Consider the following 23,443-nt stretch of genomic DNA (forward strand, 5'->3'; position numbering starts at 1 on the left):
ATGATATCTTGACTCGTGCAGTGTTTTCGATGCTCCTTAAGACATACTCGCAACATGAGGCAAGTGAGAAAAATCCATATTTCGGTCTTGCAACTGCGGCGTTTCAACTCTTAACAACACATGCGGATACAAGAATTTGGAGTGCTCTGCCAAAAGATTTTCAGGTTGCAAAGGTTAAAATACCAAAAGAGGGCAAGCTTCTCTTAAAAGCTGGAGCGCAAGATATGGATGTAGAGCTTGGCAATGGCGCAGGACATGCCATTGTTTACGTAAGATTGCCAAGTGCTATCTCTAAGCCTAGCGTGGCGGTTATAAAGTTTTAGGAGATTATATGAGATTAATATTGACAATTTTAGCGCTTTTTGCGTTTGTTGGATGCGCTAAATCGCCCGAGCCTAGCGATGCAATTGTGAAGGTCGTGGGCGGATGCTCAAGCAGTGATATCGTCGTTATCGACATCAAAGGGCGCAAAAAGAGTGACGGTTTTATGCAGGCACAGGTTATCGGTGAAAACAGGTCAGACAGCTATCAAAACCTTGAGTACCGCGTTGTCTGGCTTGATAGCGAGGGGTTTGCGATAGATACTATTCTATCGAAGTGGAACAGCGCCCCTGCATATGCTAATCAGCCGTTTTATATAAACGCTACATCACCGAGTGCAAAAGCCAAAACATTTCGACTATATATCAAAAGAGATAAGGAAGTAATATGCGACAAACAATACAATGGACAATAATTTTAGCTGTGGTTGGGGTTTTATTTAGCGGGTGCGCTACAAAAACTACAAATATCGATATAAACAACGATAAAGGCGAAGCTGTTATGGGGCTTGATTATAGAGATTTTCAGGGCGCCGCTCAAGATATGGTGGAGTCACTGCTAGCTTCTGGTGCTGTTACTAAAAAAGACGGCAGTCGATACGTTCTTGTGGTATCTAGAATTGTAAATGACACGATGCAGCATATAGACACGGATCAGCTTGTTAAAAAAATACGCGTCGGACTGCTTCAAAGCGGTAAAGTGGTTGTCACTACTGCCGTAGGTCTTGATGGCGCTGAGGATAAGATGTCCATGCATGCAAGAGAAGAGTTAAGGGGCAATGCGGAGTTTGACCAAAAGAGCGTTGCGGGCAAAGGGAGTATGATTGCTCCTGATTTGAGCCTTTCAGGGAAGATTCTTCAGCGCAATATCCGTGTAGACAGCAAAACGCAAAGAGTAGAGTACTATTTTCAGATGACTCTGAGTGAGATTAAGACAGGTCTCGCATATTGGGAAGATGAGCGCATTGTCGCAAAAAGAGGCAGTAATAAATCTGTGGCGTGGTAAACTGTATGAAAGAGAGAGTATCTAAATTATTTACTCTAGCGGCTGCTATTTTTATTTTTGGCGGCTGTTCGCAAAAAGTCTCTATTTGCGCACTTGAACCCGCTGAGATAGATAGAGCTGCCATGACAAAAAAGGTGAGTGTCGCTCCGTTTGAAAATGACCATCTTGGACTCTCAAACAAAATCGAGACTAATCTTGTGAGACAAAAAATTGATAACAAAGAGTACTTTACGGTTATAAGCAGAAAAGATTTTGAGAAGATTATAATTGAACAGAAGATACAAAACAGCGGCTTGGTCGATGTCTTAACTGTTGTAGATGTTGGAAATCTTATCGGTGCACAGGCTATCATATCTGGAAGAGTGGGACGTCCCTCGTCCAAAGATACACACTTTTATGAAGAGCGCACGGAGTGCATGGACAAAAAGTGCAAAGAGACAAGAAAGTATGCGGTTGGGTGTACAAAAAGAGAGGTCGGACTTTCTGCTGAGATACGCATGGTTGATATTTCAAAGGGCGATATCATATATGCCGATACGCTAAATAGAGAGTCTGAGTATAAAAAGTGTCAAGATAACTCCAGCGCTATTCCTAGCGTCGAAGCGGCACTCCAACTGCTGGCAAATAGGATGGCAGATGATTTTTCTAATAAACTTATGCCGCAATACCGCTATTTTGAGGTTGTTTTGCTTGACAGCCCTGATGTTAAATACAGCAGCCAAGAGGATAAGCTTTTGGAAGCATCCTTAGAGTATATAAAGCAAAACAGACTCGATAAAGCAGAAAAATTACTTATTGATTTGATTGACTCAACAGAGCAGAAAAGTTATGTTCCCCTTTACAATCTCGGTGTTATAAAAGAGGCGCAGGGAGCATACGGTGAGGCTCAAAAATATTATAAGATGGCTGATGATTTGGTGGTTGAGCCTGTTATAGAAGTAAGCACGGCGTATGTTAGAATCGGCGATATGATTGAAAAAAATAAGAGAGCAAAAGAGCAGCTATTAAGATAATGAACACAATTACCAAATATATTTCAATAACAACAACGCTGCTTAGTCTGCTATTTTTGGCAGGATGCGCGGCACAAAAAGAGGTTGAGGTGGCTCAAAAAAAAGCTCCGCCATCTTGGTATGTCAATCCTCCTCAAACAACACTTACTACGCTCTACGCAGTAGGCGAGGGAGAGGATCGGGATGAGGCTGTAAAAAACGCGCTAAATATGATGGCTTCAACGCTAAGTGTTTCAATCTCATCGCAGTTTGATTCCAAAAAAGTTGTGCGGGAGGGTCTGCTTAACACCCATCAATCAACAGTTGTAAGCAAAACACAAAGCGATGTCAAAAAAATCCGCATAAGCAGCTACGAAGTAGTAGAGTCTTACGCTCTTGGCTTTAGAAACCATATAGTTTTGATAAAGTCGCAGAAGCAGAAGCTCTTTGAGAGCCTCCATAGCGAGCTTGAGCAGAAGTTTGCTCTTGCTGATTCGCAGATAGATTCACTCTCCTCTAGCCATGTGCTAAATAAGCTAAACGGCTATAAAAAAATAAAAGATGAGATTAAGGACGTGCCTGACACTCTTGTAGTGATGAACGTTCTGGACGGCTCATACAGCTCCAAAGAGCATATTCACAAGATAGAGAGAATAGACTCAGCGTATGAAAAACTGCTCTCAAGCATAAGTGTTGCAATAGAGTGTGACAGCGACTCTAAACATCTTGAAGCTCCTATAAGAGAGGGATTTAGCTCTAAAGGAGTGCGCATCAGCGGTGGCAAGGGAAGCACGCATTTTAGATTGAATGTGAAGTCAAATGCACAAAAAGCCTCCTCTTACGGCTTCACACTTGCGCGTTACGCAATAGAGATAAGCGTACATGACTATAAAGGCGCAGTAGTGGCGAGCAACAAGCTAAATATAGTCGGGCAGTCAACCCAAGGTTATGAGGTAGCCAAAGAGAGCGTTGCCGTGAAACTCCATGATATGATAAAAAAAGAGGGAATAGGCAAAATAACAGGTCTTGATTTATAGTTGTTTGACCGACTGTTAACGCCCTTTTGATATACTTTTGGCAATAAAATAGTGATTTTCATAATAAGGTTTGTAATTCATGATTTCTAAAATAGAGTTGATAAAAAAAGAGGTTAGCAAAGTAGTTGTAGGGCAGGAAAAGATGATTGACTCTCTTTTAATCGCTCTTTTTTGCGAGGGACATATCCTAATAGAGGGTGTTCCGGGGCTTGCAAAAACTACGACCGTAAACGCGCTTGCTAAAAGTTTGGGGCTTAATTTTAAACGCGCACAGTTTACTCCAGACCTTCTTCCTTCAGACATCTTAGGTGCTGAGATATATGACCCAAAAAACAACAGTTTTAAGATAAAAAAAGGTCCTATTTTTACAAATCTTCTCTTGGCAGATGAGATAAACCGCGCCCCTGCAAAAGTTCAGTCTGCCTTGCTTGAGGTTATGCAGGAGAAGCAGGTTACACTTGGAGACGCCACTTTTAAATTAGAGCCTCCGTTTTTTGTAATGGCTACTCAAAATCCTGTCGAGCAGGAGGGTGTATATCAGCTTCCAGAGGCTCAGTTGGACAGATTTATGCTAAAACTCATCGTCAGCTACAACACAAAAGAGGAGGAGCTTGAAATTGCAAGAAGAGTCTCAAGCGGCAGCTTTGAAGCCATCTCCGCGGTAGTTACAAATGATGATATTAACGAGATAAAAGAGTCTATAAAAAATGTACATGTAGATAAAGAGGTCGAAGAGTACATGATAAATCTTGTAAATGCCACGCGTTATCCGAGCGAGTACGGACTTGACGAGATTAAGGACTATATACAGTTCGGCGCTTCGCCTCGTGTAAGCATAGATATGTTTAAAGCCGTAAAAGCTATGGCATTTATGCGCCAAAAAGATTTTGTTACTCCTGTTGACGTGGCATACATTGCAAAAGAGCTTATGCGCCACCGTATTGTTCTTACTTATGAGGCGGAGGCTGAGGGAGTCACAACGGATGAGATTATCCAAAAAGTGCTCCAAAGAGTGGCAATACCGTAGGTTTGGTATAAAATGAGCAAACTGCAAAAAATTCTCGTTCGTGCACGCCGCCAAGTCTTTAGCGAAATGGTAGGAAATAACCCATCCATTTTTCAGGGCGAGGGGTACGACTTTATCGAGCTTCGTGAATATATGCCCGGCGATGATATCCGCCATATTGACTGGAGCATTACCGCTAAGATGCAGCGCCCTTTTATCAAAATATTTCGCGAAGAGAGAGAGCTAAGCGTCGTTGTCGTCTCAATTTTAAACGGAAGCGTGCATTTCGGCTCTAAAAAGTTCAAACAAGAGACTATCGCCGAAGTTGCTGCTCTTTTGGGATTCTCTACCATTAAAAACGGCGATTTGCTAAGCTCGTACATCTTCACCGACGAGATTATCTCATACATAAAACCGGGAAAAAAACTCTACCAAATCCACAAAAACGTGGAAGATATTTTAAATTTTAACGCCATAAACAAAAAGGTTGATTTTAAATTTATCTCCGATACGCTTTTTAAGAGACTCAAGAGAAAATCGCTTATTTTGATAATCGGTGACTATTTTGAGATACCTGACTTTAGACTTCTGGCTAGAAAACATGAGGTGCTCTCCGTCATAGTCAGAGACCGCCTTGAAGAGCATCCGCCAGAAATGGGTTTTGCCTCTTTGGTTGACCCTGAGAGCGGAGCGGTTTTGGAGGGTGATTTTAACGCTTCAAGCGTCAGAGCATACGCACAAAAAGTAGCCGCACACGACCATAAGCTTTTTGACACACTAAGACATGACGGTATTAGATTTACAAAAATATATACCGATTCTCACGAGGTCGTAGAGTTTCGCAGACTTTTTGAGGGAAGATAATGGCACAAGAGCAAAGTTACGATATCCCGCTTCATGACATAAAGCCCATTGTAGATGTGCAGGAGTATTCGTTCTACTACTTTTTAGGGATTTCTTTTTTTGTTTCTCTGCTTGTTTTGACAGTGGCTTATCTAATCTACATGTTACTTCAAAAACGAAACAGATTTAACATAAGAAAAGAGCATTTTAAACTCCTAAACACTCTTGATTTAAGTGATGCCAAACGCTCAGCATACGACATCACTCTCTATGGTGCCACATTTAAAAATGACAGCCCGAGACATCAAGAGATGTATGAAAATCTTATAGAGAGAGTTGAGATTTACAAATACAAAAAAGATGTGGACGCATTGAGCGGCGAAGTTATCGGCTATATAGAACTTTACAAGGGTATGATTGATGTTTGACGGACTTTATTTTGAGTTTCCGATACTTTTTTTTCTCATTTTTATTTTTCTTCTCTGTGCTTTTGTTTGCAAAATGAGGCTAACGTCTATCTACTTTCCGCACACCGCGGAGTTTCTAAAAAGCTCAGTTTCTGCTTCAAAGACGCTCTTTTTTTTAAAATGGCTCGGTATTGTTATGATGATATTAGCACTTATGTCGCCCATAAAAGACGTGCCTTATGAGTTGGAGCCAAAAGAGGGGTATGAGATAGCTCTGATTTTGGATGCTTCGGAGTCCATGAAAGCTCAGGGATTTGACGCTAAAAATGAGCAGCTTACGCGCTTTGACGTTGTAAAAGAGATAGTTGGCGATTTTGTCTCACAGAGAAAAAACGACAATATGGGGCTGGTTGTATTTGGAGCGTTCTCATTTATAGCTTCACCGCTTACTTATGATGAGAATATTTTAAATAAAATCCTCTCACAGCTCCACATCGGAATAGCTGGAAAATATACCGCGCTAAACACATCTTTGGCACAGGGCGTTAATCTTTTAAAGATGGGCAGTTCAAAGACAAAAGTAGCCATTTTGCTCACAGACGGATACAGTACGCCGCAGATAGATAAAATTCCGCTTGAGATAGCCTTGGAGATGGCAAAAAAAGAGGGGATAAAGGTCTATCCGATAGGCATAGGAATGCCTCACGAGTATAACAGAGATGTGCTTCTGCGCATCGCAAACGAGAGCGGCGGAGTTGCATTTGGAGCATCAAGCGCGGCAGAGCTTCAAGAGGTTTACAAGAGGATTGACGAGCTTGAAAAGTCAGAGATAAAGAGCGAGAGTTTTACCTATACTAAGTACTACTATCAGTTTCCGCTTTTCATAGCGCTGATTTCACTTATGCTCTACATCTACCTTAGAAACAAAAGAGGGTACGCATGACATTTTTGCACCCTGAATTTCTCTACTACATGTTGCCTCCGCTCTTTATCCTATTTGGGCTATTGCTCACGCAAAAAGAGGCTCACGGGGACTACTTTAGCCAAGAGGTTATGGATAGGCTTAGAGTGAGTGCAAATACACTGACACTAAGAGCAAGAAACGCTCTCTTTTTTCTTATGGGATTTTTTATCATAATCGCCCTCGCACAGCCTGTTATAAAAGATGGGAAAGTAGAGATAAAGGCAAAGAGCGCGGACATTATGATTGCTCTTGATATCTCAGACTCAATGCTTGCAAGCGACGTATATCCAAACCGTTTAGAGTCTGCAAAACAGAAGGTGCTCACGCTTTTAGACTCTGCACCAAATGAGCGAATAGGCATTGCGGCATTTGCCAAAAACTCCTATCTTGTCTCGCCGCTTAGTTTCGATGTGGCTTCAGTCGCCTTTTTACTCAAAGGTCTTGACACCTCTTCCATCACAGAAAAGGGAACTGACTTTTTATCAATGCTTGAGATTGTAGGCAAAACTCAAAAGAACCAAGAGAAGAAGCTGCTCCTCATCCTTAGTGACGGCGGAGATAAGAGCGATTTTAGAGATGAGATAGAACTTGCAAAAAAGAACGGCATCAAAGTTTTTGTTTTGGGCATGGGGACAAAGCGGGGCGCACCGATAAAACTTCAAGACGGAACTTTTATCAAACATAACGGCGAGATAATCATCTCGAAAATAAATGAAGATATTGCGCAGCTTGCTACAAAAACAGGCGGAGTCTACATAGAAAACACGACATCATCAAATGATATAAAAACAATGCTAAGAGAGATTATAAGCATAAGTGAGGAGAAGGAGCTCAGCACTCAGGAGATAGAGAAAAACAGACCTCTCTTTTACTATCCGCTCTTCATGGCACTTCTAATTTTACTGATTGCGACAAGCTCATTTCATAAAAAATCGCTTAGCGCCAAAAACTCAATATTTCTACTCTTTTTTCTTCTTTTTGCAAATCAGCATGTAGAAGCCGGAGTTTTGGATTTTATGGATTTAAAAAAGGCAAAAGAGGCTTATGATAGCGGCGATTATGAGGCTTCAGCAAAGCTTTACGAAGAGTATGCGCAAAAGAGCAAAAACCCCGAGAGCTACTACAACGGGGCAAACGCATACTATAAACAAAAAAAGTACAAAGAGGCGATAGAGTCATACAAGAGAGCCACTTTTGATGATGATGACAACAGAGCAAAAAACTTCTCAAACCTTGGAAACGCATATGCAAAAGAGGGCGATTTGCAAAAGGCAATAGAGTCTTATGAGGAGTCTTTGAAGATAAAAGAGGAAAAAGAGACAAGGGAGAATTTAAAAGAGGTAGAGAGGTTTTTGGAGAAGCAGGAGTCCGAGAAGAGTAATAGCGATGAGGATAAAAATCAAGAGCAAAAAGAGAGCGGTAATCAAGAGTCTGACAAAGATAAGAGTTTGGATAAAGATGAGAAAAAAGAGAAGCAGGATAGTCAAGAGTATGGGGAGTCTGGAGAGAAGAGAGACGACGAGATGAAAAACTCTAAAGGAGAAAAAGAAAAAGAGCCTAAAGAGGATGAGAAAAAAGATGACGAGAAAAAAGAGCAAAAAAACAGCAGCGATTTAGAGAAGTTGGATAAAAAAGAAGAAAAAAATGAGCCATCAGAACCTCAAGAGATAGGCAAAGAGAGCATTATGAGCGATGCAGAACAGATGAAGTGGATAGAGCAGTTAAATATGAATTCACAAAGTTACATGTACAAATTAAACGACAAAGAGAGCAGGAGTCTCAGCAAAGATGAGAAACCTTGGTAGAGCCGAGTTAAAGGAAGAGAATTGAAAAATATTGCAAAATTACTATTTTTAGTGCTGATTGCGGCAAATCCGCTTTTTGCAGCACTTAGTGCGCGGGTTGATTCTAAATCTGTAGAGCTTGGAGAGGCGGTAACATATTCGCTAGAGCTTCGCGGAGAGAGGATAAAAAAGCCAAACATTACAAGGCTTTGTGAGAGCGACATTATCTCAAGCGGCTCCCAGACAAATATGCAGATAATTAACGGAGAGATGAGCAAAAGCTACACCCTAAGCTATCGGTTTGTACCGCAAAAGAGCTGCAAGATAGATAGTGTTGAGGTTGAGATTGACGGTAAAATCGAAGCAAGCGGCGAGATAGAGATAGAGGTAAAACCAATTATCGGCGCAAAAGATTTGGATTTTGAACTCGGACTCAGCAGTGATAAAAAAGAGCTCTATGTGGGAGAGACGTTTGATGTTACGCTTATATTTAAACAAAAAAACAGCGTTGAGGCAGTTGACAGCGAATTTACGCCTCCGGAGTTTAAAGGATTTTGGGTAAAGAAAGAAAACCAGCCGCAAAGATATCAAGAAGGCGCATATAGCGTTACAAAAGTACTCTACTCTTTGACGCCGCAAAGAGTAGGGGAGCACAAAATCTCAAAAGCGCAGATGAGGGTAGCCTCAAGAAGCGGCAGGAAAGACAGCTGGGGAGCTTGGACTCCGACCATAAAGTGGAAAACATATTTTTCAAACGAGCTTGAATTTAGCGTAAAGGCACTTCCCTTAGGTGTTGATTTGGTCGGAAATTTCGCTATAAAAGCTACACTAGAGAAAAAAGAGATAAGTGCAAACGAAGCCCTAAATCTAACAATAGAAGTCGAGGGTGACGGAAATCTTGAGGATATCAAAAGCTTTAAGCAAAATATTGAAGGAGTTGCTGTTTTTGATGAAAAAATAGCGATAGAGGGCAATAAACTGACTCAAAAGATAGCATATGTAGCCGAGAGAGATTTTATTATACCGCCGTTTGTTTTGAGATATTTTGACCCAAAAACAAAAGAGATAAAGTCAGTTGCTACAAAAGAGATAAAAATAGAAGTAAAAAATAACAAAGCCGCAGAGGCGCTAAATATACAAAAAGAGCCCTCTATCAGCGCTGAGGGTGATACAAAAGTATACAAAAGCGGATATGATGCAGTGATATTGGCTGTTGTTTTTGCTGCAGGTTTGATACTGGGTGCGTTAGTTATGATGCTCAAACCTTGGAAGAGTGTCAAAAAAGAGAAAAGCCTTTCAATAAAAGAGCCAAAAGTGCTTCTTGGCAAACTTCTGCCTTATAAAGATGAGAAAGAGGTCAGTGAGATTGTTGAAATTCTGGAAAAAAACATCTACTCAAACCAGAAGTTGGAAATAGATAAGAAGCGCCTAAAAGAGATGCTTAAAAGATACAAAGTAGATTAGTCTAAAATATCGTGAAGCCTGTTGCCGGCTTCTATGCTTTTATGCACTTTTTCCCACTCGTCATTTTTGATATTTTCTTTTAACGTTTTTAATTCACCCTCAAAAAGTTCTATCGCCTCAACTAGGTGCTCTTTGTTTTGCCTAAAGATATCTTCCCACATGTTTGCGGAACTCTTAGCTAGGCGGCTCATCGAGCGAAATCCACCCGCCGCAAGAGCTAAAATATTGCGTTTATTCTCTTGGTGCATTACGGTGTTTGCCAAAGAGTAGGAGATGGCGTGAGGCATATGGGAGATAAATGCCGCATGGCGGTCATGACTCTTTGCCGACATAAAGTGCTTTTTCATATTTAGCGCTTTAAATATTTTCTTTGCGACTTCTGCCTGATGCTTCCCGCTGTTTTCTAAATCGCATAAAACAACTACCTTGTCATCATAAAGAGCATCAATGGCCGCACGAGGACCGAAATTTTCAGTTCCCGTCATCGGATGGGCTGCTACAAAGTTTTTTCTAATGCTTGGCGGAACGGAAGCGACTATTTTAGCTTTTGTGCTCCCTAAATCTATGATAGTTACGTCCTCTTTAACGCCAACTAGATTTTGTAGAGCCGCAATTACCCCGTCAACCGGAATCGCTAAAAAGATAACATCATAGTTTTTTACTTCGTCAAGCCCTACTATTTTATCCACAAGAGCGAGTTCAATTGCCTCTTCTTGGTGGATTTTGTTGTGATCACTTCCTACAACATTTTCGATAAAGTCCAAACTTTTTAGACTTTTTGCGAGTGAGCCTCCCATGAGGCCTAATCCTATTATTGCTACATTCATTCTATTCTTCTCTTTTGTTTGCCAAATTATACAAGATTTACTTAACATTAACCTCATAAAAGGTAAAATCTTTTCTTATTTTATAACTATGGAAACTCAATGAGAATATTTTTAGCAACATTGCTATCCCTGCTTGCGGCAAACTCTTTCGCGTATACGATTAAATCAATAAAATATGACGGTATGGTTCAGATATCAGAATCTGTGGCACTTAGAATGTTAAAGTTTGAAATTGGAGACGATGTAGATGACGAGATGCTTGACGAATCTATAAAGATGTATTACAAGCAGGGTTATTTTGAAGATATCTGGGTTGAGATGGACAAAGAGGGCGCGCTTACCTACCACTTAAAAGAGAAGCCGCTTATTTCAATGATAGAACTAAAAGGCTGGAAAGAGAATGAATCTGAGGCCATGGATAGAATTATCCAGATAAAAGTAGGCTCACTCTATGATGAGAAGAAGATAGAGGCTGCAAAGAGCAGGATTATCGAGGCAATAAATCAAGAGGCAAAAATCGACAGCGTTGTTGAGATATCAAAAGAGCTTCTTGAGAACGGGAGCTATAAAATAACATTTCTAGTAAACGAGGGCGAAGAGATTATTATAGAAGAGCTGCTTTACAGCGGAGTTTCAGCTCTCGATAGTGATGATTTTAATGAGTTGGTAGCAAACAAAGAACGCGAGTTTATGGGCTGGTTATGGGGAAGAAACGACGGAAAGATGAAAGTAGCGGATCTGGAGTATGACCCTCTTAGAATTAGAGATTTATACATGCAGCACGGTTATTTGGATATAGACGTAAAACAGCCGTTTGTAAAGGTTAGTTTTGATAACTACACGGCAGATATGAGCTATCAGATAAAAGAGGGTGAGGTTTACAACGTTGGCGCCATTATTATCGAGCAGGAGACAAATGTAATAGATGATGCTCTTGTAAAAGAGCAGATAAAACTTGAAATTGGCAAACCGTTTAACATTGAAACATTCCGCGACGACTCGCAGAGAATAAAAACATTGATAGCTGATTTGAGCTATGCGTTTGTGCAGATTGTTCCTGATTTGAAAAAGAATAAGGAGAAGGGAGAAGTTGACGTTATTTTTAAAATCATGCCTGGCGACAAGGTAAAGATTAGAAACGTTGTTATTTCAGGAAACAGCAGGACGCTTGATAGAATAATAAGAAGAGAGTTGTATCTTGGACCTGGTGACATGTACTCTTTGACGGATTTGATGGATTCTAGAAATTCACTTGGAAGATTAGGCTTTTTTGAGGGAAATACTATCGAGGAGAAAAGGATAGATAATCGCACTATAGATCTGGTTGTTAAGGTTAAAGAGGCTCCTACCGGAAACATTCAAGTAGGCGGTGGTTATGGAAGTTACGGTGGATTACTTATAAGTGTAGCTCTTAATGATAGAAATATTTGGGGCTCCGGAATAGATATCGGAGTAAAAGCTGAACGCTCTTCACTTACGTCAAACTACTCTTTTAGTATTTCAAATCCTAGACTAAACGACAGTGACTTTAGCGGTAACTTCTCCGTATATACGTCTAATTACGAGTACAACGATTACGCTGTGCTCTCAGACGGTTTTGCAACAGGAATCGGACACAGGTTTACAAGGCATACTAGCGGGCATATAGGCTATGGATATTCGGCAAACAGTTATGAGTTTGACGATACAATCACGACGGTGGATACTTTTTATTTTGAAGATTATTCAAAAAGCTCAGTTACAGCCAGTGTGAAGTTTGACAACACGGATGACTTTTATCTTCCTAGAAAAGGATTTATGCTTTCTCAGAGCATTGAGGCAGCAGGCATGGGAGCGGATGCAAGTTTTGTAAAAAGCAGAACAAATTTCGGAGCATTTAGAGGACTTGAAGAGTGGTTTGGATTTGACGTGATTGCAAGATATAAAGCAAGACTTTACTATGTAAAAGAGAGTGGCTATCTTCCCGTTGCTGAGAGGTTTTATATGGGAGGTATCGGAAGTGTAAGAGGATATGAGTCATATTCGCTCTCTCCTACAATAGAGAATCCTGATTCAACTGCGACAGAAGATAGACGAATCGGTGGAGAACTTACAGCGTCAAACAGTTTTGAACTTAGCTTCCCTCTTCTTCCAAAGGCGAAAATACGTCTAGTAACCTATCTTGACTGGGGATATATCTCTGCATCAGGTGATGCTTTAGCCACTGATATAGTGAACTATCCGTATTTGTCAAATGGTATCTCTCGCGGCGGTTTTGGTGCGGGACTTGAGTGGTTCTCTCCTGTTGGACCGATTCAGTTGATGTTTTCAAAACCTTTAGCAGAAGAAGAGGGTGATAAAACATCAATGTTTGAATTTACGATGGGGCAGAGATTCTAGAAAATCTCTACCGCAGGGCGTCTAGTGCTCAAGTGTGTGCAGTAATAAAAAGTTATAAAAATGAGATATTTATGGTGTCTTTGAGAGTTTCTAATTTTGCTATGTTCTCTTTTGCCAAGTAGAGGCTCTTATTTGACTCTATTTTAAGTTCACCGTTCTCAAAACTCAGTTTAAAGTCTATATTTCTAGGCTGATGGCTTAAAAGTGCTACGCTAAGGGATAGAATATAGCTTAGAGCGTTTAGCTGATTTATTTCCGGAAGAAGAGGTTTAAGCCTCTCAACATGCGAAGATGATGGAAGCTTTCTTTTTGAAAAACGAGCAAGAGTAGCTATTAGAACTATCTGTTTATGGGTAAATCCAAACTCCAAAGCGTCTTCTATCAGCTCATAGCTGTGTTTGTTGTAGGAGTAGTAGTGGATTGTGCTTCCGCTCATACATAGTTTTGCGGCAATTGCCAGCTCTTGACGGTAGTTTTCGTCGATATTTAGCTCTTTATGCATCAGATCAAAAAGTTCTTTTGCAACCATGTTTATTTGGTTTGAGTGAGCCTGATTGTCAACGTGAGCATCTAAGATGTATCTCACCGAGGTATTGTACCCCTCTGGAAATTTATCTCTTGAAGTTCTAAGCAGATCTGCTAAAAAAGTACCTTCTCTGACTCCAGAGCCGCTTGTTATAAGCTCTCTTATTTTGAACTTTTTAAAGACTCTCAGAAGTATTAGCGCACCTGGTTTTATAACGTCAAATCTGCTGTTTTTTATACCTAATTTTTTTAAGCTCTCTTCATCAGAGTCTAATATTTTTGTAAGCAGCGAGTGAAAATCGTCATAGTTGGGTTCGTACGCATGGAGTTTATTTAACGGGTAATTGCTGTTGTCAAGAATAGCGTATGAGATTGCCCTGAATGTTCCGCCGATACCGATAACTTTGGAGACATCTATGCCATCAAGCCTTGAGAGTTCTGCATCTATATATTTTTTAGCACCATCGATATCATTAAAGTCAAAAAAGAGCTCTTTTAATCTGACTGTACCAAGATTAAGCGAGATATTCGCATCTATGTTTTTTTTGTTTATTATGGAAAATTCTGTAGAGCCGCCACCGATATCAATACTCAGTGCTTTTTCTTGCGCAGGCAGAAGATTTGCACATGCAATTGCTCCAAGATAGGCTTCTCTTTGACCGTCAATGATTTTAATATTAAGCCCTAAGGAATTTTTTACGCGATTGATAAACTCTTTTTTATTTGGAGCGTCTCTAAGCGCAGAGGTTGCGACACAGAGTGTTTTTCTTGCTTTGAAAGATGAGATGATAGTTAGAAAGTTCTCCAACGCATCATAAGCTCTTTGCATTGGGAGCGGTTGGAGATTTCCGCCGTTTTTATAAGCGTGTTCAGAGATTCTTACTCTGCTTTTTGCTTCATGTAGTATATGAAAAGCAAATCGAGAAGTTTTTTCATAGATGACCATTCTAACAGAGTTAGAACCGATATCAATGACCGCTACTCTTTTTGCCAAATCCTCTACTCTTCTGCTAGAATATTTTTATATTTGAACTGAAGTTCCGCAATAGACTCTACGTTGTCTTTGTCAGGAACAATACAATCAACAGGGCAGACAGATATACATGCAGGCTCATCATAAACACTGACACACTCCGTACAACGATCCGGATCGATGAAGTAAATAGGGTCTCCCTCTTCAATAGCTACGGTAGGGCACTCTTCACGACATGCATCGCATGCAATACACTCATCATTTATTATTAAAGCCATCAATATACCTCATAGTTGTAATCCAATTTAAACACATTTTAAAAACATATTTTTTTGTGCTTGATTTATAGCTAAAAATAGTTAAATATTTACTTAAGTAGCTATTTTGGAGGCAGAATGCAGGAGAGTTTGGAGTTAAGATTTAGGCTGGCTACAGTTCCGTTTATGCCGTCCGTTCTGTTTTTAATGCTTATCTTCGCACCTAGCGCATCAGCAGCGCTTTTTGCCAAGAAAAGTCCAAGTCCAACACCAGGTTTATTACCTTCTCTCTTAAATGGAGCAAAAAGGTCAGAACTCTCATCTATACCACATCCCTCGTCAATTACCTCTATAAGCAGACCATAGTTGTTTAGAGAGCTCCTTAAGGTTACATTTTTATTTTTTGGAGTAAATTTTAGCGCGTTTTGGAGGAAGTTTTGAACTATCTGGTTTAGAAGTCCGACTTGCAAAATCGCCATAAAACCGTTTGGCTCGATGTGCATGTCAAGTGTTTTACTCTCATTTGCTGCAAGTAGCTTGAAGTCGTCCACTTTGTGTTTTAAAATATTTATAACATCAACCTCTTGCGGTTTTTCCAGCTGCATTCCCTCTTGGCGGCCGACATTTAATATATTTGATACGATAATATTCATCTCATCTATTGTTTTGTTTGTCACGTTAAGAGCATCTATATACTCCTCGGCAGAGCGTTTTTTTAGCAGAGTCACTTGGTTTTTTAGCTTAATGACTGCAAGCGGAGTTTTAAGTTCGTGAGCGGTTCCGATAAAGAGTTTTTTTTGGTATTTTACGAAATTCTGTATTCTTCCAAGCAGGTGATTGATAGTCGCTCCAAGAGCTTCAAACTCCTCTGGCAGCTCCTCAACTTTTATGGGGTGCATAAGATGTTCATTCATATTTGAGAGTTTATTGCTGAGTGTTTTTACAGGGGAGACAAGCATTTTTGATAGCCCGATCGCATAAATTACTACAAGCAAAAATCCTGCAATATTTATAATGAAGAGATAGTTTAGTATCTTATCCAGAAGTTTTCTTGTGACGGTAACATTTTTAGTTATTTTTAGGTAGCTTTGCTCATCTAGATTAAACGGATATATAAGTGTCAGATATGATTTGCTCTCTTTTTTTGTCTCATAGAAGTCAATATCGAGATGTTTTACGTTTAGATACATAATCTCAATACTAAGGCCTAAATAGACCTCGGGTTCTGGCATTTCAGCACCGTAAATTGATTGATTGCTTGCAACGTTTTTGGCATAAACAAGAAGCTCTTGATATTTTTCATCAATGATTGACTTCTCTATGTAAAAATACAAAATGTATGAAAAGAGTAATATAAGCGAAGATGAGGCAACAATAAGTTGTATTAGAAAGCTTAGTCTGATACTTCTTTTTGAAAACATCTCTTTACCTCTAATAATAATTATCTGTGATTATAGCTTATTTAATTTAAAAAATAAATTTATGTGCTTTATGCAGTTTTGGAAGAGTAGTGTTAAATTACTATTTAAGGAGCAGTAAAAAGGAAAAATTCCTTTTTACATGTTGGAAGGTTAATTTATCTCTTTTGGAAAGCAGAAACGGTAGCCGCGGCGACGAACAGTCTCAATGGTAGTAATATTTAGAGGTTTGTCCATCTTTTGTCTAATCTGATTGATTGCAACTTCGATTACGTTTGGAGTTACAAGTTCAGGCTCTTCCCAGATAGCGTCAAGAAGCTGCTCTTTAGATACAATTTGATCACGATGGCGAGCTAAGTGAGTAAGTACTTCAAAAGGCTTCCCTTTAAGTTCTATCTCTATCTCTTTGTAAGTGATTTTTTCTTCTTCAGGATTGATGATTAAATCTTCAATCTCAATAATATTGCTGCCGCCAAAACGAAGACGAGCCTCAATACGCGCTACTAAAACATCAAAATCAAAAGGTTTTCTGATATAGTCGTCAGCACCGCTTCTTAGAGCCTCTATTTCGCTATCATTGTCATCTCTTGCAGATAAAACAATTACTGCTGTTTTTGGAGTTTTTGATTTTATGTCTCCAATAATGTCAACAGAATTTCCATCCGGAAGCATCCAATCCATTAGTACTAAGTCGTAGTTACGGATATCTAGGTAGTACTCCCCATCTTTAAGAGTCTCTACTACATCGCTTTGGTAGCCAAACTCTTTTAGCCCCTCAGCAAGCATTTTATTTAATGTTACTTCATCTTCTATGATAAGAATGCGCATTAATTATGTCCTATAATTGAATATTTTGCGGAATGATATCATAATTTTAGGTTTATTTAAAGTAAATTTCAATTTTTTTTAATAAATCTTTAACTTATAATTAAGATTGGGATTTGTAATAATCGCTTACACTTACCTTGCAGCCCTTTAAAATTGATGGTTTTGTTATCTTTAAATCGATGCTTTTAATGGTGTTGAATTCTTTAATTAACTTTAAATTTATCTCTTTTATGGCGTCTTCAATGAGCAAAAATTCACTTTTTATCATAATTTCCTTGATAATTTCAACGATTTTTACGTAATTTAAGAACTCTTGCAGGTACTCATATTCGATAGAGATGTTTACGATTACATCTTGAGGTTTTAGCCTCTCAAAATCCAAAATTCCGATAATGCATTGGAACCTTAAATCTTCTACATGTATCGTCACTAGATTACTCTTTTTTCTTCACCTTTGATAAGACGAATAATATTTGGAATATGTTTGTAAAAAAGAATAAATCCTATAATTAAAACAGGTGCGTGAGCCATCTCAGGATGAATAATAAAACTCGCAATAATAAGTGCAAGAAGAGCGGTAAGTGATGAGAGAGATGATATGCGTATAATTTTAGCACCAAGAGCCCAAACGGCTAGAGCTATAATTGTCTCTAGCGGAAGCATAAACATCATGACACCCATGCCTGTTGCAACGCCTTTGCCGCCTTCAAAGCCTAGATATGGAGAGAAACAGTGACCGATTACCGCTAAAACAGCTATGCCCCAGAGAGTCGCTTCGCTAAGACCAATAAAATATGCAACCACAAGAACCAAAACACCTTTTATCGCATCAAGAGCAAGTGTAGCGGCTCCAAGCTTTTTTGCCAGAGAAGGATTGGTCTCTTTTACTACTCTTAAAACATTAGTAGCACCGATGCCTCCAGAACCGCTTGCTTTTACGTCAACACCTGCAAATTTTCTAGCTAAAAGAAGACCGAACGGGATACCTCCGACTAGATAAGCGGCTATAAAAAACTGAGCGTTTGTGTTAAATAAAAAATCCATATGCTACCTTCTTAAATAATTATGCCATTCTACTTTATATATGATTATAGAGATATAAAATCTTCTAAATACTATTTTTTGCTATAATAACGCGACTATTTAAAAAAGGGATTTTTTTTGGAACTTACCATAGAGCAGCTAAAAGAAAAAATTAACGAATATAAAAAGAAACTAAGCGTGAAGGTCGTTGCACACCACTATCAAAGGGACGAAGTTTTTGGAATAGCCGATATTACAGGCGATTCATTGGAGCTTGCAATTAAGACAAAAGAGGATGACTCCGAGTTTGTAGTATTTTGCGGCGTCGGTTTTATGGGGCAGAGCGTTAAGATTTTATCGCCAAACAAAAGAGTAGTGATGCCAAAAGCAGCTTGTTGCGCAATGGCAAAAATGATTGACGGTATGCAGTTTGACGCGTCCATAAAAGCGCTTAACGACTCAGGTGTGACAAGTGAAAATATTCTGCCGATAACATACATCAACTCAAACGCTGACGTAAAAGCAAAAGTAGGGCAGATGGGCGGCATGGTGTGCACGAGTTCAAATGCTAAAAAAATCATTACAACTGCCTTAAAAGAGGGTAAAAAGATACTCTTTGTTCCGGATAGATGCTTGGGACAAAATATAGCAAATCAGATGGGGCTCAAATCTTGCGTAATTGGAGACGGAACTAATCCTGCCGATGCGGATATTATCTGTTTTAACGGTTTTTGTTCGGTTCATCAGCTCTTCACGGTGGATGATATCAGCTTTTACCGTAAAAAATATCCGGGCATTTTAATTGCGGTTCATCCAGAGTGTGACCCTGCAATATGCGATGCAGCCGATTTTGTAGGTTCAACTTCACAGCTTATCAACTTCATTACAGAACTTCCCCAAGATCAAAAAGTTGCAGTCGGAACGGAGTTTAACATGGTCAACCGTCTTCGTCCGAAAAATACCTATGTTTTATCATCTACAAAACCTGAGTGTCCGACCATGAATGAGACTACGCTAAAAGATGTTTATGATGTGCTTAAGTCCATCGATGAGGGTGAGCCTTTAAATGAGATACAGATAGACGCAAATACTCAAAAATGGGCAAAAATCGCACTAGAGAGAATGTTGGCGCTATGATAGAAGATTTTGTAAAGGCCTCGCTAGAACAAGATATAGGGCGCGGAGATTTGTATGCACTGGTTGAGCCAAGCGTAGAAGCTAGTGCAAAGATTATTGCAAAGAGTGACGGCGTCACGGCCGGCGTGGAGTATATAAATGTTTTGGCAAAACTAGAAAATTTTGAAATTAGCTGGAATGTACATGACGGAGATAGTTTTTTAAAAGGTGCGGTTTTGGCGACTCTTAAAGGAGGCTCGCATGTTCTTTTGAAAATCGAGAGAACACTCTTAAATATGCTTCTTCACGCGAGTTCTATAGCAACTCTGACTAAGAAATATGCAGATATAGTTGAGCCGTACGGGGTAAAACTTTTAGATACCAGAAAAACGAGACCGCTGCTCAGAGTTTTTGAAAAATATGCTACAAGATGTGGCGGAGCTGTAAATCACCGCTTGGGCTTGGATGACTCTTTGATGATAAAAGATACTCACCTAAAAACTATAAAAGATTTAAAAAGTTATATAAAAAAGGCAAGAAAAAAGATTCCTTTTACCGCAAAAATAGAGGTTGAAGCCGAAACTTTTTATGACGCTAAAGAGGCTTTTGCAGCAGGTGCAGACATTGTCATGTGTGACAATATGAGACCTGAGCAGATAAGAGAGGTTGTAAAATACAGAGATGAAAATTTTCTACATGTACTTCTTGAAGCAAGCGGAAATATATCGCTTGAAACTATAGAGAGCTATGCTAAAACAGGGGTTGACGCAATAAGCAGCGGCTCACTTATCCATCAAGCAAATTGGATAGACTTATCTATGAAGATGGATTAAAACCTAGCGAATGGCAGATGATTTAGAAAAAACTGAAGAACCCACCGCCAAGAAGATAGAGGATGCCAGAAAAGAGGGGAATGTTCCAAAGTCTCAAGATGCATCTGGTGTTTTAACGCTTTTTATTGCTATTTTGGCTTTTTTGCTTCTCTTTCCGTACATGGGCGCCCATATCGTCTTGCTCTTTAAGTACTATTTTTCGTTAATAGGAATGCCGGTTAATAGGGAGCTGATGGTAAATATTACCATAGTGACCGCCAAAGAGTTTCTTTTAATTGTTATGCCTCTCTCCGTTTCGGTTGCGATTGCCGGTATTGTCGCCGCAATTGCACAGTTTGGTTTTTTATTTACCACAAAAGCGATTATGCCAGACTTTAAAAAAATAGACCCGATTAAGGGAGCCAAAAACCTTTTTTCAATGAAAAAGGTGGTTGATGGCATCAAGATAACCTTTAAATCATTTACAACTCTTGGCGTTGGATTTATCTTTTTCTTTCTTTTCATAGTGGAGCTTCCGACTGTCGCGCTTTTTGGGCTAGGTGATCAGATGCTATGGCTTAGAGACAAGGCTATCGTTATTGCATTTGTCATGCTTCTTATTATTTTTATATTTGCGATAATCGATGTGATAATCGTCAGAAAGCAGTATTTTGACGGACTGAAGATGAGCAAACAAGAGGTAAAAGACGAGATGAAAAATATGGACGGAGACCCGCTTATTAAAGCAAAAATCCGCCAAATTCAGATGCAGGCTTCAAGAAAAAGAATGATGGCGGCAGTCCCAACCGCGGACGTTGTTATAACTAACCCGACACACTACGCCGTTGCCATAAAGTATGACGAGCAGAAGTCTCATGCGCCGATTGTTGTGGCAAAAGGAATGGATAACATAGCACAGCAGATTAAAAAAATTGCAAGAGAAAACGGTGTACATGTAGTTCAAAATCCGCCTCTTGCAAGGAGCCTGTACGCTCAAGTTGATTTGGATAAGCCCATACCGAACGAACTTTTTGCGGCAGTTGCAGAGGTGTTGGCGTATGTTTACAAAATGAATAAGAAGTAGTATACAATTTCAAAAAAAGACAGAATAGAGAAATTGAACGAGATAATTGAAAAAATAGATAAAGCCAGCCATATAGTTCTTATTTCGCATATAAATCCAGATGCCGATTCCATAGGCAGTGCTAGTGCCATGTACACTTTTTTGCTTCAAAACCACAAAAAGGTTTCGTGGTTTTGCAAATCCCAGACAATTAACAACAAGCTCTCTTTTATGCCATGGTTTGAAAAGATTAGAAGCTCGTATCCTGAGTCTGCTGATTTGGCAATAGCTTTTGACTGCGCCGATAAAAAGCGTTTAGGCACTGAGGTTTCGTCTGATTTGATAAACATTGACCACCATGCGACTAACAGCAACTATGGCGATATAAATCTTGTCAAAACTGATGCTATAAGCACAACGGAGATTTTACATAGTTTTTTTAAAGAAAACGGCGCAAAAATAAACAAAAAAATGGCAACCGCTCTCTACGGGGGACTGCTTGATGATTCTGATGTGTTTACGTCGGATGCGGTCGATGGCACAACATTTGCTTTGGCAAAAGAGTTGATAGAGCAGGGTGCTGATTATAAACTTTGTACCAAAAATATAATCAAAAACCTCTCTTTAGCGGCTATAAGACTAAAAGCCGTTATATTTAAAAATATGTCGCTTGAGTGCGGCGCAAGAGTTGCATTTCTATGTGTAAGCGATGAAGATATGAGAAGTAGTGGCGCATCACCGTGGGAGTGCGAGACTGCGCTTGAAGAGTCTTTAAATATTGTACATGTAGAAGTTGCGATTTTATTAAGGCAAAATAGTGATTTTACTATAAAAGGCTCGCTCCGCTCCAATTCAGAATTTGATTGCGCAAAAATAGCGTTAAATTTTAGAGGCGGAGGAGATACGCAAAGAGCAGGTTTTGAGATAGAGAGCGGATTCTCTCTGAATGAGGTAAGAGAGATGGTGGTTAGTTTAATAAAGAAGGAAATAGTTTGAGAAGAAGAGAAAACGGGTCTTTGTATGTTTTATTGTCATTAGTTGCAATTATAATAGGAGGGATGTTGTATATATATAACTCTGTTATGTTTGAGAGAGAGGTGCCTTCTGTTTCAATGCCTAACAGCGGTTACTGGAATTTAAAAGATCCTCTAGAAGTGTCAATAAGCGATATAAGCGGACTAAAGTCATATAGAATCAGTTTGAAAAGCGATGCGGATGAGGCAGTTTTAAGCCATGAGCAGTTTATGGAGCCGCGCCAGTCGGTAAATATTAGAGTTGAACCGCCAAAGAGCGCTTATGCCATGAAAGACAAAGAGATTGAAATAGTAGTTGAGGCAACGGATGCTAGCAAATGGAATCTCTTTAAGGGAAACAGCACCCTTGTTGAATTCAAACTAAAAGTAGACAGAAGAAAACCGCTTGTAAATATACTTACTAACTCATATAAAATAGACAAGGGGGGCGCTGCACTTGTGATATTTAAAGCTAGGGATGAAAATTTAAAAGAGCTCTATATCGAGACAAACTTCGGTAAAAAGTTTATAGCGCAGCCGTTTTACAAAGAGGGGTACTATATATCTCTGCTTGCTTGGCCTGTAACGGAAGCTAATTTTAAAGCAACTGTTGTAGCGGAGGATTTTGCAAACAACTCAACTTCGGCTTATGTTCCTCTCTATCTAAAAGAGAAGCCCTATAGGGTTTCAAATATTAAGATAACGGATAATTTTTTACAAGGAAAGATTGCGGAACTAGCTGATGAGTTTGAAGAGACTCAGGGTGTTGATGACTCAATAAAACAGTTTAGAATTATAAATGAAGATGTAAGAGTAAAAAATGAAAAACTCATTCATGAAGTCACCTCTAAAATTTCAGACAAAATGGTTTATGATTTTAAGATAAACAGCATGTATCCGCTTAAAAACGGTGCTGTTGTAGCACATTTCGGAGATTACAGAATCTACTCTTACAACGGAGAAAACATCAGCAAATCGTATCACTTGGGGCTTGATTTGGCAAGCAATGCGATGGCTGAAATAAAGACTCAAAATGGCGGAAATGTTGTTTATTCAGACTACAACGGGCTTTATGGAAATATGCCAATTATTGACCATGGACTTGGATTGTATACGCTTTATGGACACTGTTCTACGGTGAATGTAAACAGCGGAGATAAAATAGAGGGTGATTCAGTCGTGGCGCATACCGGTAAGAGCGGTTATGCTATGGGAGACCATCTGCACTTTGGGGTTCTTGTTCAGGGCATTGAGGTTCATCCGGCCGAGTGGATGGATAATGAGTGGATGAGGTTAAACATAACAAATGTAATCAAGAGCGCGAAAAATATCATAGACAATAAAATATAGTTTTTTTGCTCTTTGGGATATTTTTTGCTTGCAAAT

The 23,443-nt window shown here is 39.4% G+C and carries 24 protein-coding genes; 17 read left to right on the top strand and 7 right to left on the bottom strand.

Annotated elements, in window-relative coordinates; translation table 11 throughout:
- The 11 genes from K0A91_RS08980 to K0A91_RS09030 all read left to right on the top strand — a co-directional run.
- Positions 1-323: hypothetical protein (locus K0A91_RS08980; RefSeq protein ID WP_295009848.1), on the top strand; the 323-nt coding region annotated here is incomplete at its 5' end.
- An 8-nt stretch (positions 324-331) separates the two neighbouring features.
- Positions 332-736, top strand: coding sequence for a YcfL family protein (locus tag K0A91_RS08985; protein WP_295009849.1), 405 nt, complete (start codon positions 332-334; stop codon positions 734-736).
- Entirely contained in the window at positions 709-1,326 is a 618-nt protein-coding gene (gene lpoB / locus K0A91_RS08990) for a penicillin-binding protein activator LpoB (protein WP_295009850.1), read from the top strand. The genes K0A91_RS08985 and lpoB overlap by 28 nt, the downstream gene beginning before the upstream one ends.
- Before the next feature lie 5 nt (positions 1,327-1,331).
- Positions 1,332-2,339 carry a CsgG/HfaB family protein gene (locus K0A91_RS08995; RefSeq protein WP_295009851.1) on the top strand — a complete coding sequence of 336 codons (1,008 nt, stop codon included), beginning with the start codon at positions 1,332-1,334 and terminating at the stop codon, positions 2,337-2,339.
- Entirely contained in the window at positions 2,339-3,355 is a 1,017-nt protein-coding gene (locus K0A91_RS09000; protein WP_295009852.1) for an LPP20 family lipoprotein, read from the top strand. The genes K0A91_RS08995 and K0A91_RS09000 overlap by 1 nt, the downstream gene beginning before the upstream one ends.
- A gap of 79 nt (positions 3,356-3,434) precedes the next feature.
- Positions 3,435-4,382, top strand: a complete 948-nt coding sequence (locus K0A91_RS09005) for an AAA family ATPase (RefSeq protein WP_295009853.1) — start codon at positions 3,435-3,437, stop codon at positions 4,380-4,382.
- A 12-nt stretch (positions 4,383-4,394) separates the two neighbouring features.
- The gene (locus tag K0A91_RS09010) at positions 4,395-5,225 is read left to right on the top strand and encodes a DUF58 domain-containing protein (RefSeq protein ID WP_295009854.1); all 831 of its coding nucleotides are present in this window, start codon (positions 4,395-4,397) and stop codon (positions 5,223-5,225) included.
- Complete coding sequence (locus K0A91_RS09015; protein WP_295009855.1) at positions 5,225-5,632, top strand: hypothetical protein; 408 nt, start codon at positions 5,225-5,227, stop codon at positions 5,630-5,632. Before K0A91_RS09010 ends, K0A91_RS09015 begins: the two co-directional genes overlap by 1 nt.
- A gap of 175 nt (positions 5,633-5,807) precedes the next feature.
- Positions 5,808-6,554 carry a VWA domain-containing protein gene (locus tag K0A91_RS09020; protein ID WP_295009856.1) on the top strand — a complete coding sequence of 249 codons (747 nt, stop codon included), beginning with the start codon at positions 5,808-5,810 and terminating at the stop codon, positions 6,552-6,554.
- Positions 6,551-8,380 (top strand): VWA domain-containing protein, encoded by a 1,830-nt coding sequence (locus K0A91_RS09025; RefSeq protein ID WP_295009857.1) that lies wholly within the window; start codon positions 6,551-6,553, stop codon positions 8,378-8,380. The genes K0A91_RS09020 and K0A91_RS09025 overlap by 4 nt, the downstream gene beginning before the upstream one ends.
- A gap of 21 nt (positions 8,381-8,401) precedes the next feature.
- Complete coding sequence (locus K0A91_RS09030) at positions 8,402-9,823, top strand: BatD family protein (protein WP_295009858.1); 1,422 nt, start codon at positions 8,402-8,404, stop codon at positions 9,821-9,823.
- Here K0A91_RS09030 and K0A91_RS09035 read toward each other — a convergent pair.
- Positions 9,820-10,650, bottom strand: a complete 831-nt coding sequence (locus K0A91_RS09035; protein WP_295009859.1) for a prephenate dehydrogenase — start codon at positions 10,648-10,650, stop codon at positions 9,820-9,822. The genes K0A91_RS09030 and K0A91_RS09035 overlap by 4 nt on opposite strands.
- A gap of 99 nt (positions 10,651-10,749) precedes the next feature.
- Here K0A91_RS09035 and bamA point away from each other — a divergent pair, with 99 nt between their 5' ends.
- Positions 10,750-13,029 carry an outer membrane protein assembly factor BamA gene (gene bamA, locus K0A91_RS09040; protein ID WP_295009860.1) on the top strand — a complete coding sequence of 760 codons (2,280 nt, stop codon included), beginning with the start codon at positions 10,750-10,752 and terminating at the stop codon, positions 13,027-13,029.
- A 52-nt stretch (positions 13,030-13,081) separates the two neighbouring features.
- On the opposite strand, the gene K0A91_RS09045 is transcribed toward bamA, so the two are convergent.
- From K0A91_RS09045 to plsY, 6 genes are all read right to left on the bottom strand, one after another.
- Positions 13,082-14,548, bottom strand: a complete 1,467-nt coding sequence (locus K0A91_RS09045) for a Ppx/GppA phosphatase family protein (protein WP_295009861.1) — start codon at positions 14,546-14,548, stop codon at positions 13,082-13,084.
- A gap of 5 nt (positions 14,549-14,553) precedes the next feature.
- Positions 14,554-14,805, bottom strand: coding sequence for a YfhL family 4Fe-4S dicluster ferredoxin (locus K0A91_RS09050; protein WP_295009862.1), 252 nt, complete (start codon positions 14,803-14,805; stop codon positions 14,554-14,556).
- A 101-nt stretch (positions 14,806-14,906) separates the two neighbouring features.
- The gene (locus tag K0A91_RS09055) at positions 14,907-16,205 is read right to left on the bottom strand and encodes a HAMP domain-containing sensor histidine kinase (protein ID WP_295009863.1); all 1,299 of its coding nucleotides are present in this window, start codon (positions 16,203-16,205) and stop codon (positions 14,907-14,909) included.
- A 150-nt stretch (positions 16,206-16,355) separates the two neighbouring features.
- Complete coding sequence (gene hsrA / locus K0A91_RS09060) at positions 16,356-17,030, bottom strand: homeostatic response regulator transcription factor HsrA (protein WP_295009864.1); 675 nt, start codon at positions 17,028-17,030, stop codon at positions 16,356-16,358.
- A gap of 100 nt (positions 17,031-17,130) precedes the next feature.
- The gene (locus K0A91_RS09065; protein WP_295009865.1) at positions 17,131-17,460 is read right to left on the bottom strand and encodes a dihydroneopterin aldolase; all 330 of its coding nucleotides are present in this window, start codon (positions 17,458-17,460) and stop codon (positions 17,131-17,133) included.
- Positions 17,460-18,074 (bottom strand): glycerol-3-phosphate 1-O-acyltransferase PlsY, encoded by a 615-nt coding sequence (gene plsY, locus K0A91_RS09070; RefSeq protein WP_295009866.1) that lies wholly within the window; start codon positions 18,072-18,074, stop codon positions 17,460-17,462. The genes K0A91_RS09065 and plsY overlap by 1 nt, the downstream gene beginning before the upstream one ends.
- A 117-nt stretch (positions 18,075-18,191) precedes the next feature.
- Here plsY and nadA point away from each other — a divergent pair, with 117 nt between their 5' ends.
- The 5 genes from nadA (at position 18,192) to K0A91_RS09095 (ending at position 23,407) form a co-directional block, all read left to right on the top strand.
- Positions 18,192-19,190: a quinolinate synthase NadA gene (nadA, locus tag K0A91_RS09075; RefSeq protein ID WP_295009867.1), complete on the top strand. Its 999-nt coding sequence runs from the start codon at positions 18,192-18,194 to the stop codon at positions 19,188-19,190.
- Positions 19,187-20,002 carry a carboxylating nicotinate-nucleotide diphosphorylase gene (gene nadC, locus K0A91_RS09080; RefSeq protein WP_295009871.1) on the top strand — a complete coding sequence of 272 codons (816 nt, stop codon included), beginning with the start codon at positions 19,187-19,189 and terminating at the stop codon, positions 20,000-20,002. The genes nadA and nadC overlap by 4 nt, the downstream gene beginning before the upstream one ends.
- Before the next feature lie 10 nt (positions 20,003-20,012).
- A complete protein-coding gene (gene flhB / locus K0A91_RS09085; protein WP_295009868.1) occupies positions 20,013-21,065 on the top strand; it encodes a flagellar biosynthesis protein FlhB in 1,053 nt (350 codons plus the stop codon).
- 33 nt (positions 21,066-21,098) lie between these two features.
- Positions 21,099-22,040, top strand: a complete 942-nt coding sequence (locus tag K0A91_RS09090) for a bifunctional oligoribonuclease/PAP phosphatase NrnA (RefSeq protein ID WP_295009869.1) — start codon at positions 21,099-21,101, stop codon at positions 22,038-22,040.
- An 86-nt stretch (positions 22,041-22,126) separates the two neighbouring features.
- Positions 22,127-23,407 (top strand): M23 family metallopeptidase, encoded by a 1,281-nt coding sequence (locus tag K0A91_RS09095; RefSeq protein WP_295009870.1) that lies wholly within the window; start codon positions 22,127-22,129, stop codon positions 23,405-23,407.
- Positions 23,408-23,443: the final 36 nt, after the last annotated feature.

The sequence above is a fragment of the Sulfurimonas sp. genome (assembly GCF_019429335.1).
Lineage (GTDB): Bacteria > Campylobacterota > Campylobacteria > Campylobacterales > Sulfurimonadaceae > Sulfurimonas.

What these genes read in the sequence shown, in the direction of transcription:
- K0A91_RS09035 (WP_295009859.1), bottom strand. Translation starts at nt 10,650, where the DNA reads ATGAATGTAGCAATAATAGGATTAGGCCTCATGGGAGGCTCACTCGCA.
- plsY (WP_295009866.1), bottom strand. Translation starts at nt 18,074, where the DNA reads ATGGATTTTTTATTTAACACAAACGCTCAGTTTTTTATAGCCGCTTAT.
- K0A91_RS09020 (WP_295009856.1), top strand. Translation starts at nt 5,808, where the DNA reads ATGATGATATTAGCACTTATGTCGCCCATAAAAGACGTGCCTTATGAG.
- K0A91_RS09015 (WP_295009855.1), top strand. Translation starts at nt 5,225, where the DNA reads ATGGCACAAGAGCAAAGTTACGATATCCCGCTTCATGACATAAAGCCC.
- K0A91_RS09055 (WP_295009863.1), bottom strand. Translation starts at nt 16,205, where the DNA reads ATGTTTTCAAAAAGAAGTATCAGACTAAGCTTTCTAATACAACTTATT.
- K0A91_RS09050 (WP_295009862.1), bottom strand. Translation starts at nt 14,805, where the DNA reads ATGGCTTTAATAATAAATGATGAGTGTATTGCATGCGATGCATGTCGT.
- lpoB (WP_295009850.1), top strand. Translation starts at nt 709, where the DNA reads ATGCGACAAACAATACAATGGACAATAATTTTAGCTGTGGTTGGGGTT.
- flhB (WP_295009868.1), top strand. Translation starts at nt 20,013, where the DNA reads ATGGCAGATGATTTAGAAAAAACTGAAGAACCCACCGCCAAGAAGATA.
- K0A91_RS09010 (WP_295009854.1), top strand. Translation starts at nt 4,395, where the DNA reads ATGAGCAAACTGCAAAAAATTCTCGTTCGTGCACGCCGCCAAGTCTTT.
- nadC (WP_295009871.1), top strand. Translation starts at nt 19,187, where the DNA reads ATGATAGAAGATTTTGTAAAGGCCTCGCTAGAACAAGATATAGGGCGC.
- bamA (WP_295009860.1), top strand. Translation starts at nt 10,750, where the DNA reads ATGAGAATATTTTTAGCAACATTGCTATCCCTGCTTGCGGCAAACTCT.
- K0A91_RS09025 (WP_295009857.1), top strand. Translation starts at nt 6,551, where the DNA reads ATGACATTTTTGCACCCTGAATTTCTCTACTACATGTTGCCTCCGCTC.
- hsrA (WP_295009864.1), bottom strand. Translation starts at nt 17,030, where the DNA reads ATGCGCATTCTTATCATAGAAGATGAAGTAACATTAAATAAAATGCTT.
- K0A91_RS09095 (WP_295009870.1), top strand. Translation starts at nt 22,127, where the DNA reads ATGTTTGAGAGAGAGGTGCCTTCTGTTTCAATGCCTAACAGCGGTTAC.
- K0A91_RS08985 (WP_295009849.1), top strand. Translation starts at nt 332, where the DNA reads ATGAGATTAATATTGACAATTTTAGCGCTTTTTGCGTTTGTTGGATGC.
- K0A91_RS09000 (WP_295009852.1), top strand. Translation starts at nt 2,339, where the DNA reads ATGAACACAATTACCAAATATATTTCAATAACAACAACGCTGCTTAGT.
- K0A91_RS09005 (WP_295009853.1), top strand. Translation starts at nt 3,435, where the DNA reads ATGATTTCTAAAATAGAGTTGATAAAAAAAGAGGTTAGCAAAGTAGTT.
- K0A91_RS08995 (WP_295009851.1), top strand. Translation starts at nt 1,332, where the DNA reads ATGAAAGAGAGAGTATCTAAATTATTTACTCTAGCGGCTGCTATTTTT.